Source organism: Luteibacter sp. HA06, assembly GCF_054061215.1.
Window position 1 is genome coordinate 2,547,316 of the sequence record NZ_JBSSDZ010000001.1, and the last position, 15,477, is coordinate 2,562,792.

The following is a 15,477-nucleotide window of genomic DNA, read 5'->3' on the forward strand; positions in this document are numbered from 1 at the left end:
AAAACTTAAGATCCATTCATGTACCACCGAGTATATTAATACCCATGGCAGCCGTGAGGCGCCTGCTCCCAAGCATTACCGGCGGTTCCCCTGCTGCCCTTGCATTGACGGATGTCCATTGATGGATACCCCTAAGCCCGCAGTCCCCTCTGCGGGCTTTTCCATTTGGGCCGTTCGCTCACTGAACTTAAGCAACCGTCCCGAATTCGCCAGCACCGCGAAGGCCGCGCAGTTCTGCAGCACGGCTGCCGTGAGTGCACCGCTGCCGTGCCCACCGCCGGCCAGTGCCAGCGACATCAGCACCACTGTCCACACCGCGCTCAAGGCAAGGTTGACCTGAAGGGTACGTCGGGCCTGACGACTAAGGCGAACGCAGGTGGCCAGACGGCCGAAGTCGTGTCCCGTCAGCACCACGTCGGCCGACGCCATGGCGATGTCGCTGCCCTGCCCGCCCATGGCGATGCCCACGGCGCCAGCTCTCAAGGCGAGCGCGTCGTTGATGCCGTCACCAACCACGATGGGGCGGAGACCACCGTCGACCATGCGTTGCACGAAGGCCATCTTGTCGTGCGGCAACGCGCCGGCTTCCACCTCGTCGATACCGACGAGGGCGGCAACGCGGTGGGCTTCCAGCGAGCGATCGCCGGTGAGGAGCGCTTGCGTATCCAGACCCAGTCCGCGCAGCGCGGTGAGCGTGTCGGCCACGCCGGGACGAATATCGTCAGCCAGCAGAATCCAACCGAGGAAGCGCGCTCCTTCCGAGACGCCAGCCACCGGACCCGCGTGCGAGGGGGCCGGACTGCATGCGACATCATGCGCGGTGAACAACGCTTCGCGACCGAGAAGCACACGCCCTTTTGAACCCGTGCCCGCCATGCCGAATCCCGCTTCCTCAAGCACATCTTCGAGTACGAGCGCATCGTCGCCGGCGAGCCGGGCCAGTGCCCTGCCCACCGGATGACTACTGACGCGTCCCAGTGCCCGGGCCAGGGCTTCGATGTAGCTCGTTTCGACATCCGGTTCGGGTGCTACCGCGACGACGCGAAGCTGGCCGGTCGTAACGGTACCGGTCTTGTCGAGCACCAGGGCATCGGCGCTGGCGAGACGTTCCAGGAAGATGCTGCTCTTCAGGAGGATGCCGTGACGCGCCGCTACGCTGACGGCAGCCAGTGCCGTCGACGGCGCAGCCAACACCATCGCCGACGGACAGGCCGCCACGAGGAGCGCAAGAACCGTCGACGGATTGAGCGTCGTGAACCAGACCACGGCGGTCAGGAGGATGACCAGCAGCAGGTACTTACCGGCGTAACGCTCGAGAAGACGCGTGATCGCCGGCTTGCTGCGCTCGGCTTCCTGCATCAGGGCGACGACGCGGCCTAGTGCGCTATCACTGCCAACCCGCGTCACACGCACGCGGAGCACGCCGTTGATGCTTACCGAGCTGCCCAGCACCGTTTGGCCTACCGTGGCTTCCATCGGCAGCGACTCGCCCGTCAACGAGGCGGTGTCGAGACTGGCCATGCCTTCGACAACGACGCCATCCGCCGGCACCTTGTCACCCGCGCGAACCTCGACCACATCACCGGCCACGAGATCGGTCGCGTCGATCGACACGACGTCGCCCTCCACGGTGACACGACGTGCGACGGCGGTCGTGAGATGGGACAACGCCTCGACGGCGTCACGCGAACCCAACAGCGAGCGGTCTTCGAGTACACGACCCACCATCATGACAACCGGCAGCAGCGTGGCTGTCACGAAGTCCGCCGAGACCCAGCAGGCGATAACGGCGAGAGCGACGAGTTGATCGACCACGCCATGCAGGTCCGGCTGTCTCAGGCTTCGAACGGCCGCCAGCATGACCGGACCGCCCATGAGCAACGCCGCCAGCGCCGTGAGCAGTTGATGCTCCGGCCGACTGTCGTCGGCCGCGAGTCCGGTCAGCCATGCGAGGACCAGAAGGCCAAGCGCACTCAGCACCAGGAGGATACGTACGCGCCATCCCCTGCGTTCGCGTCGCGTCAGCAGCTGTCTCATTGACCTACTCCTGGCACGATGACCGGGCCGCGTTGTCCACCCGGCACCGTGTCCACGCGCTCCGCCACATCGAAGAGCGACTTCACGCGCTCGCGGTACACCTGGTCGAGCACGGTCGAATGGCTCATGGTGGTGTCCTTGCCAAGCGCGAGCACCAGGGCTGAACTGCCTTCCGCGCTACTGACCGCTTCCTGCGCCGTGGCGTGAGCTTCGTCGAGCGTTTGCTGGCGGGTTTGTTCGGCGGTCTGCCGACGCAACTCGGCCGTCGTGCGCGCCTGCGCCAGCGAGCGCTCCACTTGCTGGGACACCTCCAGCACATTGTCGAACGACGCTTTCGCACCCGCGGGAATGCTGGCGACGATATCCGTTCGTGCGACGCGTACGCCGAGGCCATCGCCATCGCGCCCCATGGCGTCGAGACGCCGGTTGATCAGCGCGACGAGGTCGGTGCGAAAACGTTCGCGGTTCTGTGCGTACGCGATGTCATTGGCGCGCTCGGGCCGGGCGACAAGGATGGAGTCCAGGTCGCGGCTCGCACACACGCGCACGGCCGACGCGACCACGGCACGGCGAAGCGCGGCTTCGACATGATCGGCGGACACGACGTAGGCCGTTGGATCGGTGATCTGGTAGAACACCGTGACGCGCAGATGGACGATGCCGCCGTCGCCCGTGAGGAAGAACCAGGTGTTCTCGCGCGCCTCGTCGTTGATGAGGTAGCCCGTCGTCACCTCGTCGCCGGGTGGTGGCAAGGTGCCGCCGATCTCCAGCGACTCCGGCGAGAACTGCACCTGGCGACCCGGCGACGGCAAGAGCGTGATGCGCTCGATCGGTGCCGGCCACCTCACCAGTAACCCCGGTCCGCGCTCGGCGACGACCTGGCCAAAGCGGGTCACGACGGCCTGGTTCTCCGGTGCCACACGCGAGATGCCCGTGACCACCCAGGCCAGGGCGAGCAGCCCGACCAGACCGAACAGCAAGCGAAAAGCCCACTTCAGCGTATCGCCCAGGACCGACGGCGTCGCCTCGGCATTCATGGCCTGGATTTCGCAGGCGTGGCCGGATGCAACACCGGGCCATCGACCAGGAGACGGAACGGCGCCGCATCCGTGCGAAGCACCAGTCGCGTGCTCGGGCCTACCGCAGCATCCAGCGTATCGAACGAGCGCAGTAGCGTATAGAGCGCCGGATCGGACGTGTATGCCTGTTGGTACACCGCCGCCGATTTGACCTGTGCATCTGCCTGAATGGACGCGGCTTCGGCCTTTGCACTGGCCACCGTGATACGCGCATCGCGCTCCGCCTCGGAGACGACCTGCGCGGCTTCGCGTTGACCTTCCGCCGAGCGCTGCGCCGAAGCGGTATCGCGTTCCGCCTTCATCCGCTCGATGGTCGCCTGCAAGGCTTCGGTCGACAACGTCAGACGCTCGATGCCCGCCTGCCCCACGTCGATGCCATACACGCTACGCGCCTGCTCGCCGACCAGCGTCTTCAGGCGCTCTTCGAACGCCGCCAGCCGTACCTTGCCCGGATCCGTATTGACCAGCTGCGCCAGATCGAAACTGCTCGCAGTGATCTCAAGCGATGAGGCCATCAGGCTGCGGAGCTGCGAGGCCGCGACATCCGGCTGGTTCTGCACCGCGCGCAGGTACAGTTCGACGGCTGCAGGATCATGCGGCACATGCCATACAACATAAGCCTGGACGAGCACGCGCAAGCCATCACGCGTGCCCACATCCTGCAGGCCACTCGATGTGGTTCGCAGGCGCAGGTCGATATCCGTCGTTGCCTCGATCGGTGCGGGCCACTTCACGGTGGCACCTGGCGTCACGAGCACGCGCACCGGCTTGCCCAACCGGGTGATCACGACACCCTGCCCCGGGCTCACGACCACGAAAGAAGCCGCTGCCGCCGCGAGCGCGACGATAAGCGCGGCCACGATCCACCGTCCAACGTGCATGTTCAAAGTGTTCCCCCGGTTGACCCGGCAAAAGGTCGCAGATCGAGCGTGGTCTGCGTCCCGTCGATACGGTGATCGACAATGGTGAGGTGAGCCTTGCCGAGATCCCGGCGAAGATGCGACATCCAGCTCTCGAACACGAAAACATCCGGGCCTGCCGCAAGGCTTCGTGTGTCGGCTTCGAACGTGGTTCGTGTCGCCTGCGCGACGGACAGCTGTTCCACTGCATCGGCCCGGGCCACATCGACGACACGTCCGGCCTCCTGGGCGGCCGACCCGTGCTGCGCAAAGGCACGCGCACGACTGGCGAAGCGCGTGGCATCCGCGCGAATCTCGGCCGCCTGAACATTGTGGTAGGCCATGGCGGCGGCCGGTGGCGGATGGATGGCTTCCACCACCACGCCCACGATGTCGATGCCTGCATGGAACGCGGACACCTCCGTCTGCAGGTCATGCCGGAAGCGTTCGACGAACACGCTGCGGTTCTCGCCCAGCAACTGGTCGAGCGTGGACGTCGCAAAGTGCGATACCAGTAAGCGGCCGGCCGACACACGTATCAGGCCCGTCGCATCCGACGTGCCATAGACCGCGGCGATGACTTCGTCGTGATCGTCGGGCACGCGAAACATCACGCGAAGGTCGACGTTGACGATCTGGAATCCCTCCCGTCCTCCCGCACTGCTGGCGATCAGATAGCTCGCCTCGCCGGGATGACTCGCGTCCCACAGGCGATCGGCCGGTGGTGCAGGGATCGCTTCGGCATCCATGCCGGCGTCGACGTCCGCCCGCCCCGCGCTCGCCAGTTCGGCCAGCAAGCGACCGCCCGGCTTCGCGGAAAAGACAATCGGCATCTGGTGCACCACGCCGAGTTCCACGCGTCGCGCGCGCGAGAACGGCCATGGCAGGTGCACGTGGATGCCCGGCCCGATCAGCCCGACAGGATGCCCCATGCGCTCAACGACAGCGCGCTCGTCGATACCCAGCACGGTGACGCTGGTGGATAGCCACGCGAAGGCGAGCAGACTCGCCGCAACTGGCACCAGCGCGCGAGCCGCATACGCAAGTACCCAGCTCTGCGAGACATCGACGCCATAGGACTGGCGCAGCCACTCGCCAGCAAGCTCAACCTTCGGCCATGCCAGTCGAACCTGGCTTGCCGTCACGGTCAGCGCGGGTGAGGTGCGCTCGGCATAGGGTTGTGAAGGGAGAAACAGGAGTGCGCACGCACGAAGCACGGCCTCGCTGGCCGCCAGGAACACCAGGCCAAGCGGCACCAGAGCCAACCATGCGGCCCAGACATACCCGAGCGACGCGAAGAGCGTCGCCCCACCCAGGATCAGCGTCGATACCAGCGGGATTCGCAACACCGATTCGAGAGGCGCAACCAGTACGCGTTGCCCGACCAGGATTGGAATCGCGGCGACAAGGAGAACGGCCGCCGAGTAACCATCGGGCACGCCCGTCGACTGGGCAACGGCCCTGACCAGGGCTACGCCAAGGTACAAACAGAGGCCGCCACCCACGACAGCGATGAGTCCAGGCAACCAGTCGCCCCACCAGTCGCTGGTGTCGAAACGGTGTCGCATCGCGCGCACGAACAACACAACCCGTTGAAGCATCGGATGGCGAGGCAGCCGGCGATGAGCCGTCGCCCGAAACGGCCCGACCCACTCAGCCGGGCGGTTCCGTACCTGTGCCGTCACGCCCTCGCTGAAGGCACCCGTGGCCGCCAGCACGAGCGTGAGACCAAGCACATGGATCGGCACGCTGGCGGAGAAGAGGCATGAAATAGCGGCGACCATCAACACCGCCCCGAGTGCCAGGGGCACCCATTCGGAAGGGTTGGCTGAGGGCGGCGCGGGATTGTGCGTGGTCACGACCAGACCGCGAACGGGTCTGGAATCTGTTCCCACGATACCGGGCCACGCGCGAATTCCGTATCGCGCAACAAGCAGTCGTCGAGGGCACGCCGGATGTCCGCTTCGGGCAGGTCGACACCAATGAGCACCAGCTCCTGGCGGCGATCGCCAAACCTGGGATGCCAGATATCCAGCAGCGCGCGCCGCTGCTCGGGGCTCGGCAGTTCGGATGCCTCCGGTGCGGGTGCGCCGAGATCCTTCAGACTGAACGGCCGCTTCAATCCCGCACGCACACGCCCACGGCTCGCCCACCAGTGCCCGGCGCCCTGCGTCTCGGTGGCACCGCCGGCAACCGCCAGGCTGCCCACCCAGTCCATGCGGCTGGCGAGCCAGAAATATCCCTTCGCACGAAGCACACCGGGAATGCCGTTGTTGAGGAGCGCCATGAAACGCGCCGGATGCAAAGGACGGGTCTGCCGATAGACAAAGCTGGTGATGCCGTAAGCCTCGGTCTCCGGCGTGTGCTGGCCCATCAGTTCCTGCACCCAGCCAGGCGCCTGCTGCGCACGCTCGTAGTTGAATCGTCCCGTATTCAGAACCTCGGCCAGATCGACTTCACCGTGCGCCGTATCGATCAGCTGCGCATCGCGATTCAATGCGCGAAGCACCCGCCGGACTTCATGACGCTGACCTTGATTAAGCTGGTCGCACTTGTTGACGATGATCACGTCCGCGAACTCGATCTGCTCCGTCAGCAGTGTCACCAATGGCTTTTCATCGCCCGCGTCCGAACTGAAATCAGCAAGGAAGCTCCGCCCGTCGACCACGGTGACCATGGTGTCGAGCCGCGCGACATCCGAAAGCGAGAAACCATCGTCATCGCGAACATGAAACGTCGCGGCAACAGGCAGCGGCTCGGAGATACCGGTCGATTCGATCAGCAGGTAGTCGAAGCGCGCTTCGGCGGCGAGACGTTTCACCTCCTGCATCAGGTCGTCGCGAAGCGTGCAACAGATGCAGCCGTTGGAAAACTCGACGAGTTTTTCGTCGGTGCGGCTCAGCTCCGCACCGCCGTCCCGAATGAGCGCGCCGTCGATGTTGATCTCACTCATGTCGTTGACGATGACCGCGACCCGACGGCCCTCGCGATTGCGGAGTACGTGGTTCAGCAAGGTCGTCTTTCCCGCGCCGAGAAAGCCGGAAAGTACGGTGACCGGCAGAGGGCTGACCCGGTGCGAGCCGCTGGTTGCCATCGAATTCATCCCTCGGAGCCTCATTATTGTTATGTTATAACATATGCTACATGAGGACCTGCAGGGTGCACCAGCCCCCGTCCGGCGCGGCCTTCCACCGAACGATAGGTTCCTGAAAAAAATTGTAGACGACCGGTCTAATCGTCGCTATAGTCCTGTCCCATGAGCCCAGCCACTGCCACCACTGAATCCCCGGACGTCCGCGAAAAGATCCTGGCAACAGGACAGCGGATCATGGGAGGCAAGGGTTTCTCCGCCGTCGGACTCAATGAGATCCTCACCGCTGCAGGCGTACCGAAAGGCTCGTTCTATCATTACTTCGCTTCCAAAGAAGCCTTTGGCGAGGCCATGCTCGAGGCCTACTTCGAGGACTACCTTGCCGACATGGACCGTATCCTGCGGCGGGCTGGCGGCTCGGCGGCGCAACGCCTGGAGAACTACTTCCAGGCCTGGGAAGACAACCAGTCTTTCGAGAACTGCCAGGGCAAATGCCTGGCGGTGAAGCTGGGCGCGGAGGTCGCGGACCTGTCCGAACCGATGCGTGCGTCGATGAATCGCGGTACCTCGGCGATCGTCGAACACATGTCGCGAGCCATCGAGGCCGGCGTGACCGACGGATCGTTGTCGATCGCGCAGCCAGCACCTGGCGTAGCGCAAAGCCTTTACCAGTTATGGCTCGGTGCGAGCGTCATGGTGAAGATCGTCCGCAACACCCAACCGTTCCACGAAGCAATGCGCACCACGCGACAGATCCTGCATTTCTCCGCCTGAGCAGAGTCTCGAGCGAGCACTTCGTTGCGGAGTGCTTTTTTAAACAGCCGATCACTAGACGACCGGTCTACTTAGACCTTACCCACGAAGGAAAACATCATGAAAGTCCTCATCGTTCTGACCTCCCACGACGAACTCGGCGACACGGGCCGCAAGACGGGTTTCTGGCTCGAAGAGCTTGCCGCGCCCTACTACACCTTCAAGGATGCCGGTGCCGACATCGTCCTGGCTTCGCCGAAGGGTGGCCAGCCGCCACTGGATCCGAAGAGCAACGAGCCGTCCTTCCAGACCGACACCACGCGTCGCTTCGAAGCCGACGCAGCGGCCAATGCACAACTGGCGCATACCGTTCGCCTCGATAGCGTCTCGCAGGCGGACTTCGACACCGTGTTCTATCCCGGCGGCCACGGTCCGATGTGGGATCTGGCGGAAGACAAGCACTCCATCGCACTGATCGAATCCTTCATCGAAGCAGGCAAGCCCGTCGCGCTGGTCTGTCATGCGCCGGGCGTCCTTCGCCACGTCAAGGCATCCAATGGCAGGCCACTGGTCGAAGGTAAGCAGGTCACCGGATTCACCAACAGTGAAGAAGAAGGCGTGGGCCTCACGAAGATCGTCCCGTTCCTGGTCGAGGACGAACTGAAGGCAAAGGGCGGCCTCTACTCGAAGGGTCCGGACTGGGGTTCATACGTCGTCACCGATGGCTTATTGATCACCGGTCAGAACCCGGCTTCATCGTCTGAAGCAGCGGCCATTCTCGTGAAGCGGCTTTCCGCCTGAGTACTCAACGTTATCCGGAGCATCCCATGAACATCGCATTCCACAAGACCCGCATGGCCGCCACGCTCGCTCTCACCCTCGCCGCCTTCAGCGCCACGGCGGCGCCGACCCCGCCAGTGAAGAATGTCGTCCTGGTCCACGGCTTCTTCGCTGACGGATCGGGTTGGAAACCCGTGTCGGACATCCTTACCCGGCACGGCTACCACGTATCGGTCGTCCAGCAGCCGGAAACCTCCCTCGCCGATGACGTCAAGGCCACGCTCAGCGTCCTGCACATGCAGAACGGTCCCAGCATCCTGGTAGGACATAGTTACGGCGGCGCCGTGATCACGGAAGCGGGTAACGATCCGCAGGTGGCTGGCCTGGTCTACATCGCCGCTTATCAACCCGACGCAGGCGAAAGCCTGGCAACGCTGACGGAAAAGAATCCGGGTGCCACCAAGGCCATCAAGAAGACAGCGGACGACTTCCTTTACATCGAACCGTCGCAGTTACGCGCCGACTTTGCCGCGGACGTTCCTGTCACCGTCACGAACTTCATGGCGGAGTCGCAAGTGATGCCCTCTGTCCATGCGTTCACCGATCGCGTCACGACAGCGGCATGGAAGACGAAGCCGAGCTGGGCCCTCGTCGCTACATCGGACCGCACCGTCAACCCGGATCTCGAGCGATTCATGTCGAAGCGCGCGGGAAGCACGGTTGTCGAGGTGAACTCCAGCCACGTCGCATTCCTGTCGCATCCAGCCGAGGTCGCCAGGCTGATCGAACAGGCAGCGGCTGGCTCGTCCCGGTAAGGGCCAGGCGCGTTATCAATGCCAGATGGCTTTCGTCTTCAGTAGCCACTCCTCGCGAAGAGCGAGGCCGGCGTAACCACCATTGATACGGAAAGTAATCGTCTTGATCGCATCCTGGTCAGCCAGGGGGTTGCACCCTTTTTGCTCCCAGACGGAAGCCGCTACAGCGACACCCCAATCCTCGCTGATAGCGGCGTCCGGCGTCGTCAGGAGATCCGGTGCAGTCGTCGGAAACTTCTTACGAAGAATTTCCGTTATCGCGCTGTACTCGCTCTTCCCGGTGATCTGAATGAGGCCACGACCTCGATACAGGTAACCGTCACCGGGAGCCGTGTTGCCCGTGCGTCCGCCATAAACCGCATCGGCCAGCTTTTCCGGATTGTGAGCGTACTGCGCGGGGTCCAGCGGTCCGCCCGGCTTGAATCGCGTCGGCCACACCACGGGGAGCCGCTGCGCGCTGTAGTTGAGGTTTTCGAACTGCGCCGTCAATCCACCGGATTCATGGAGAACCTGCGCCATGAAATGCGCCATGCGAAGCGCGTTATCGGAGATGCCAAAAGCGGCCAGCACGGGTCCGGACTGATCGAAACCCGTGCGATAGCTCGATCGCGCGCTCGGCGCGAGGGACTGGATATTCGCCTTGCTGATTGTCATCGTCATGGCATTGTCCTGGCATCGCAAACGACTATCGAATGCGCAAGGCTTGCGTGACAATCATCCATTCGATCTAAGTAACCCGTTTGGCACGGGCGGCCGAAGGATTCCGGCCGCGCGCCGTTTCTGTACTCAGTCAGCGCTTGAGTACGCGATCGCGCACATCGATGTCATAAATCGTCGCCCGAGCCACATTGCCGTAAAATGACCGGCTTCGCTTTCGAGCAGTGGACGCGTGCCTACCGTCCCCGCCCCCTGGAGTCATCGTGAACCGTTCGACCAACGCACCATCGCAGCCTGCGCATAAGCTCTCTACTCAGTTCATCGTCTTCATGGTGCTCGCGGCAGCCGCGCCGCTCGCGTCGATGATCGGCAATCTCCCGATCGCGATCTCGCGCGGCACCGGGGCCAACGTGCCCGTCGCGTTCCTGGTCGCAGGCTTGATCCTGGTCGCCTTCACGACGGGCTACGCCTTCATCGGCCGGCGCGTTGTCAGTACCGGCGCGTTCTATACCTATGTCGCCGAAGGCCTGGGCAAGCCGCTCGGGGTCGGCACCGCGTATTCCGCAATCATTTCTTACGGTGCCTTCGCGTTCGGTCTCGCGGCGGCCTGCGGTTACTTCGATGAGCAGGTTTCCATCGCGGTTGGTCACCGGGTCGACTGGACGATCTGCGCGGCCGTGTCGGTCCTGCTCACCGGCATCCTCAATTACCGGTCGATGGATGCGTCGACCAAGCTGCTCGCCGTGATCATCATCGTCGAGACCGCCGTGCTCGTCGTTTTCGATGTCAGTGTCATTGCCGCGAAGGGATGGGCCGCCTTCCCTCTTTCGTCCTTCGCACCCAGCCAGTGGCTTGCGCCCGGCGTCGGCGTCTCGCTGATGACGGCCTTCACCTGCTTCGTCGGTTTCGAATCCGGTGCCCTCTATTCCAAAGAAGCCGCCGATCCCGTGCGCAGCATTCCGCTGGCCAGCTATGTCTCCGTCATCCTCATCGGTTCGTTCTACCTGCTGACCGCTTGGATAACGATCGGCGCGATGGGTCCCGGCGACGCGAAGGCGCAGGCTGTCGCGCACGGCGGCACGCTCATTCTCGATCTCATCAAGCAATACGATGGCCAGACCGCGTCGGATATCGCCGGCGTCCTGTTGTGCACGTCGATGCTGGCAACCTACATCGCCATCCATGCTGCTGCCTCCCGCTACGTCTTCGCGCTCGCCCGCGAAGGCCTGCTACCGCGGATGCTTGCCCGTTTCGACGAGGTCCGTAACGTGCCGGTGGCAGCAACTCTCTGCATGTCGATCGCGACGGTGATTTGCCTGGCGTGCATCGCATCGACCCGAACCGATCCCTACGCCGCGATCATTCCGGTGCTCATCGGCATGGGCACGCTGGGCATCATCGCCCTGCAGGCTGCGGCGGCGCTCGCCATCGTGTTCTACGTGTTCCGTCGCGTCCGGGAAGCGGGCCCGGTGGTTCTGGTTGCCTCGGTGTGCGCGGCCATTGGGCTCGCGGTGGCCCTGACGACCGTGTGCGTCAATTTCACGCTCCTGTCGACCGTGAATACGCCGTTCGTGGCGTGGCTGCCGTCGCTGTATCTGGTGACACTCGCGGCCGGGCTGGCTTTCAGCCTCTGGCTGCGGAAGGCGCGCCCTGGCCAATATGCCCAGTTGGCTCTCGTCGAGCACCGGGAAACTGCCGGCTGAGGGGTACCTGGCCTATCACGTCTGGCTGATGGTTTCGTCACGCCGGGGCCTTCAGGCTAAACCCATGGCTACCATCGACGAAAACACCGTTATCACCCGCGCCCACCTCGCCCTGGACGCGGCAGCCATCGGCCAGGCCATGCTCGATGGCGATATGGAAGAAGCCCGCTTCCGGGCGCATTTCTTGCGAAGTCAGGCAGTCGACCTTGGGCTCGACGAAGTGGCTAATGCTGCGTTGCGCGTCATCACCTTCCTTCCCCCGGAAGAGCGCTCGCCGCAGCGCGGTATTGGTCTGGCTTTGCTGCATCTTTGCGACACGCTGAGCATCAAGGCCTAGGCAAGAAAAAAGCCGCCTGCGGGAGCAGGCGGCACTGGGGAGACGCTTAGTGCCCTCGCGGGGCATCTCTTTATGAAGTAACGCTTACCTTAGAAGTCGTACGTAGCCGTGAGACGTGCATAGCGCGGCGTCTGGTAGTACTGACCCAGGTCATAGTTATTGTTGACCGACAGCGACGAGGCTTCATACGTCGAGAACGAGTTGAGCGGCTTGCGCTCGTTGCTGACGTTGAACACCGACAAGCCAAACGCGAGCTTGTTGTCGAAGAGGGACGGACGATACGTGACCGCAAGATCGAGCTGCTTGTACCACGGGTTGCGAGTCTTGCCCGGGGGCGACGGCAGGCCATTGCAATTGTGGTACGCCGAGCCGTAACCGAGCGGATCCGGATCATCCGCGCCATCGAGGTAGCCAAGGCAGGACTTCGGCGCGCCCGACGCAAGACGCAGGTTGCCGGAAACCATCCACTCCGGGGCAATCTGGTACGAGCCGTACGCCTTCAGCTGATGCGTGCGGTCGTTCGCGAGCAGGCCGTTTGCGTTCTCCATCAGCAGGGCCGAATCCCAGTCCTGGGTCTTGGAGATATCGGTCTGGCCGATGTCGGACTTGGTCTGGCCTTCGGTGTTGCCGTACGAGCGCGAGAACGTGTAATCGATGCGACCCTGCCACTTACCGTTGAACGGGTGCTCGAGGTACATGTCGAGGGCGTAGTAGGCGCGCTTGGCCTTGCTGGCGAAGCCCCAGTCGTCCTTGCTCATCTTCACTTCGGTGCGACCGACGCCGTCGGCGTTTGCGAGGCTGAAGGTGTTGGTAAAACCGGGGTTGAAGATGACGCAGCCCGGGACCGTCACTGAATCCGGATCGATACCTTCCGCGGTCAGCTTGTCGCCGATCTTGCCGGTATCGCAGACGTCATCGATGGCGGTGCGCAGACGACGCACGGTGACCTTCGCACCGGTAACCCACTCGGAACCGAGCATCTTGTCGAAGCCGAGGATGCCTTCGTCCTGGTACTGGCTCTTCAGGTCACGCGCGGTGACCGACTCGGGATCGACCGGCAGGCCGAACTCGCCATCGGGCGAGGTCAGGCCACCACCGAGCGGACGCAGGCCCGTCGGCACGCCAAACTGATCGATACCCGTATACGCGAAGTATTCGCGTGTGTAGGTCGACGGCGAGGCACCACGGACGGCGACGTTGTTCGGCAGCGCGAGGTAGTAGCGACCGAGGTTGCCGTAGATCTTCAGGCTGGAATCACCGAATACATCCCACGAAGCGCCGATGCGCGGAGCCCACTGGGCCGCGTTGTTGACGTACGAGCGACCCTGGTCATTGAAGTTCTTGAAGCGGTCGTTACGTGCGCCGATGCTCAGCAGCACGCGGTCGGTGACCTGCCAGCGATCCTCGATGTACTGGGCGCGCTGATCCAGCGACATGCTGGTGACGGTACTGAAAATCTGCTTGTAGAAATAGTAGCCGTCGCCGCCCGGAGCGCCGACACCCTGCGACACGGAGATCGGAACGTTCTCATTGCCGGCGGATGCCTTGCGGTAGCGCACTTCGTAGCCCGCGCCGCTCGGCGAGGTGCCTTCGCTATTGGCGTCGTAGTGCATGTTGTCGATACCGGCAGCGAGGTGGTGATCACCGAGCTGCCACTCGAGGTCGAGACGCAGACCGCGCGTCTTGCTGCCCGCATTGGGATTCTGCGAGTCGGGCGACGAGTTGAGGTTGGTCCGCGGCGTGCCGCCGGTGATGGCGGGATCCTCGAGATCCGGACGGTCGAGGTAGGGCTGGAGACCGAGGTCCGGCGTCGGATTGCTCAGGTAATCCTTCGTCCAGTTCTTGCCGTAGGTCGCCGACAACGTGATGTCATCGGTGATGTACGAGGTGTACTTGGCGATCGCGTACTTCGACTCGAGCTTCGACGTGTCGGCATTGGCGCCGGTCGGGCCGGTGCTCGAGCGCGTGTCGTAGTTGTAGCCAGTGTAGACACCACGCTGCTCGTCATTCGAGTGAATGCCGGTCAGCTCGAGGATGTTGTTATCGTTGATGTTCCAGTTGAGCTTGGCGTAGTACTTCGGCAGGTTGTACGTGTAGTGGTTGGTCGCGACCGGATTGGCCTCGACCGACGCCGTGCTCTCGCCTTCCGACTTCTCCGCTTCAGCGGCGATGAAGAAGAACAGCTTGTCCTTGATCAGCGGGCCACCGACGTATGCGGAGTACGTGGTCGTCCACTTGGTGTTGTCCTGACGGTTACGGTAGATCGTGCCCGCCGACTCCGGGGACACATAGCCATAACCGGCCGGAAGCGTGTTGTTCTTGTAGTAGATGCTGCCCGGAGCGGACGAAGCAAACTTCGGCTCCCACAACACCTGCGCACCGAAGTGCCAGTCGTTGGTTCCGCTCTTGCCGACCTGGGAAATCACACCGCCGTCGGAACGACCGTACTTGGCGCTGTAGCCGCCCGTATAGACTTCCTGCTGGTCGATGGCGCCATACGGCAGGCCGACGCCGCCGAGGTTGCGATACGGATCCGACGAGTTGTAGCCGTTGATGTAATAGGCGTTTTCCGATGCACCGGAACCGCCGAATGACACCGTACGGTATCGGCCGTTGCCCAGGGTGCTGTTGCCCGCGACAGCACCCGGTGCGAGCAGCGCGATGGCTTCGGCGTTGCGGCCGAGCGGCAGGCGGGCCAGCGTCTCGGCCGTGACAACGGTGCGGGAATCAACGGCGGTCGCGTCGATGGGCGGCAGGCTGTTGGCGGTGACGGTCACCTGGTCGAGCGACTGCGCGGCGGAAGCCGCAGCGGCGGCCGCGAACGAAACGTCGGTGCTGCCACCGACCTTGATCTGGATGTCCTTGCGTGAATCGACGACGGCACCGTCGCGCTTGAGGCTGACCGTGTAGCTGCCGAGCGGCAGATTGCCGAGGCGGTAGCGGCCGTCAGCGTCGACGGCGGCCTCGCGGCTGAAGCCCGCGTCGCTCGTCGCGATGACGGTTTCGCCGGCGGCGGCCGGAACCTGGCCGAAGATGGCGCCGGTCGTCGACTGAGCGAAAACCGCACCGCTAGTGCTCATGCCGAGCGCGAGCGCGACAGCCAGCACCGACGGACGCATGCGAATGCGCCGTTCTGTATTCAACAATTCCATGCTTTCCCCCGAACGTGTTTCAAAGTGGCCCAAGCGGGTCCACAGAAATGCCCCTGTCCGACGCACTCTTACGGTCACTTCACCGGCGCTGCTCCCCCGAGCGAGCACCCCGACGCGTCAGAGAGGGACGTAGATTCGCCCTGCGGTTGACGTTTGCATGATGCACCTTCAACC

The 15,477-nt window shown here is 63.5% G+C and carries 12 protein-coding genes; 5 read left to right on the top strand and 7 right to left on the bottom strand.

What is annotated here, in order from left to right; genetic code table 11:
• Positions 1 to 75 precede the first annotated feature (75 nt).
• From ACVWWJ_RS11710 to ACVWWJ_RS11730, 5 genes are read right to left on the bottom strand one after another with little or no spacing between them, the layout of a single operon-like run.
• Positions 76 to 2,037 (bottom strand): heavy metal translocating P-type ATPase, encoded by a 1,962-nt coding sequence (locus ACVWWJ_RS11710; RefSeq protein ID WP_456967949.1) that lies wholly within the window; start codon positions 2,035 to 2,037, stop codon positions 76 to 78.
• Positions 2,034 to 3,074, bottom strand: coding sequence for an SPFH domain-containing protein (locus tag ACVWWJ_RS11715; RefSeq protein WP_456967951.1), 1,041 nt, complete (start codon positions 3,072 to 3,074; stop codon positions 2,034 to 2,036). The genes ACVWWJ_RS11710 and ACVWWJ_RS11715 overlap by 4 nt, the downstream gene beginning before the upstream one ends.
• Positions 3,071 to 3,997, bottom strand: coding sequence for an SPFH domain-containing protein (locus tag ACVWWJ_RS11720; RefSeq protein ID WP_456967952.1), 927 nt, complete (start codon positions 3,995 to 3,997; stop codon positions 3,071 to 3,073). Before ACVWWJ_RS11720 ends, ACVWWJ_RS11715 begins: the two co-directional genes overlap by 4 nt.
• Positions 3,998 to 3,999: 2 nt before the next feature.
• Positions 4,000 to 5,874, bottom strand: a complete 1,875-nt coding sequence (locus ACVWWJ_RS11725; protein WP_456967954.1) for an SPFH domain-containing protein — start codon at positions 5,872 to 5,874, stop codon at positions 4,000 to 4,002.
• Positions 5,871 to 7,109 (bottom strand): GTP-binding protein, encoded by a 1,239-nt coding sequence (locus ACVWWJ_RS11730; protein ID WP_456967955.1) that lies wholly within the window; start codon positions 7,107 to 7,109, stop codon positions 5,871 to 5,873. Before ACVWWJ_RS11730 ends, ACVWWJ_RS11725 begins: the two co-directional genes overlap by 4 nt.
• A 162-nt stretch (positions 7,110 to 7,271) precedes the next feature.
• On the opposite strand from ACVWWJ_RS11730, the gene ACVWWJ_RS11735 reads away from it, so the two are divergent.
• The 3 genes from ACVWWJ_RS11735 to ACVWWJ_RS11745 all read left to right on the top strand — a co-directional run bounded on the left by ACVWWJ_RS11735 (position 7,272) and on the right by ACVWWJ_RS11745 (position 9,454).
• Complete coding sequence (locus ACVWWJ_RS11735; protein ID WP_456967956.1) at positions 7,272 to 7,880, top strand: TetR/AcrR family transcriptional regulator; 609 nt, start codon at positions 7,272 to 7,274, stop codon at positions 7,878 to 7,880.
• A 99-nt stretch (positions 7,881 to 7,979) separates the two neighbouring features.
• Positions 7,980 to 8,660, top strand: coding sequence for a type 1 glutamine amidotransferase domain-containing protein (locus tag ACVWWJ_RS11740; protein WP_159891850.1), 681 nt, complete (start codon positions 7,980 to 7,982; stop codon positions 8,658 to 8,660).
• 26 nt (positions 8,661 to 8,686) lie between these two features.
• Positions 8,687 to 9,454 carry an alpha/beta hydrolase gene (locus ACVWWJ_RS11745; protein WP_456967958.1) on the top strand — a complete coding sequence of 256 codons (768 nt, stop codon included), beginning with the start codon at positions 8,687 to 8,689 and terminating at the stop codon, positions 9,452 to 9,454.
• Between the two features lie 15 nt (positions 9,455 to 9,469).
• On the opposite strand, the gene ACVWWJ_RS11750 is transcribed toward ACVWWJ_RS11745, so the two are convergent.
• A complete protein-coding gene (locus ACVWWJ_RS11750) occupies positions 9,470 to 10,114 on the bottom strand; it encodes a glycoside hydrolase family 19 protein (RefSeq protein WP_456967960.1) in 645 nt (214 codons plus the stop codon).
• 260 nt (positions 10,115 to 10,374) lie between these two features.
• On the opposite strand from ACVWWJ_RS11750, the gene ACVWWJ_RS11755 reads away from it, so the two are divergent.
• Positions 10,375 to 11,814, top strand: coding sequence for an APC family permease (locus ACVWWJ_RS11755; protein WP_456967962.1), 1,440 nt, complete (start codon positions 10,375 to 10,377; stop codon positions 11,812 to 11,814).
• A 64-nt stretch (positions 11,815 to 11,878) separates the two neighbouring features.
• The gene (locus ACVWWJ_RS11760) at positions 11,879 to 12,151 is read left to right on the top strand and encodes a hypothetical protein (RefSeq protein ID WP_456967964.1); all 273 of its coding nucleotides are present in this window, start codon (positions 11,879 to 11,881) and stop codon (positions 12,149 to 12,151) included.
• Between the two features lie 89 nt (positions 12,152 to 12,240).
• On the opposite strand, the gene ACVWWJ_RS11765 is transcribed toward ACVWWJ_RS11760, so the two are convergent.
• Positions 12,241 to 15,297, bottom strand: coding sequence for a TonB-dependent receptor (locus ACVWWJ_RS11765; protein ID WP_456969698.1), 3,057 nt, complete (start codon positions 15,295 to 15,297; stop codon positions 12,241 to 12,243).
• Between the last annotated feature and the right edge of the window lie 180 nt (positions 15,298 to 15,477).

Bases quoted from the DNA above. Each gene is read 5' to 3' on its own strand.
- ACVWWJ_RS11720 (WP_456967952.1), bottom strand. From the start codon at position 3,997: ATGCACGTTGGACGGTGGATCGTGGCCGCGCTTATCGTCGCGCTCGCG.
- ACVWWJ_RS11750 (WP_456967960.1), bottom strand. From the start codon at position 10,114: ATGACGATGACAATCAGCAAGGCGAATATCCAGTCCCTCGCGCCGAGC.
- ACVWWJ_RS11735 (WP_456967956.1), top strand. From the start codon at position 7,272: ATGAGCCCAGCCACTGCCACCACTGAATCCCCGGACGTCCGCGAAAAG.
- ACVWWJ_RS11760 (WP_456967964.1), top strand. From the start codon at position 11,879: ATGGCTACCATCGACGAAAACACCGTTATCACCCGCGCCCACCTCGCC.
- ACVWWJ_RS11740 (WP_159891850.1), top strand. From the start codon at position 7,980: ATGAAAGTCCTCATCGTTCTGACCTCCCACGACGAACTCGGCGACACG.
- ACVWWJ_RS11715 (WP_456967951.1), bottom strand. From the start codon at position 3,074: ATGAATGCCGAGGCGACGCCGTCGGTCCTGGGCGATACGCTGAAGTGG.
- ACVWWJ_RS11745 (WP_456967958.1), top strand. From the start codon at position 8,687: ATGAACATCGCATTCCACAAGACCCGCATGGCCGCCACGCTCGCTCTC.
- ACVWWJ_RS11730 (WP_456967955.1), bottom strand. From the start codon at position 7,109: ATGGCAACCAGCGGCTCGCACCGGGTCAGCCCTCTGCCGGTCACCGTA.
- ACVWWJ_RS11710 (WP_456967949.1), bottom strand. From the start codon at position 2,037: ATGAGACAGCTGCTGACGCGACGCGAACGCAGGGGATGGCGCGTACGT.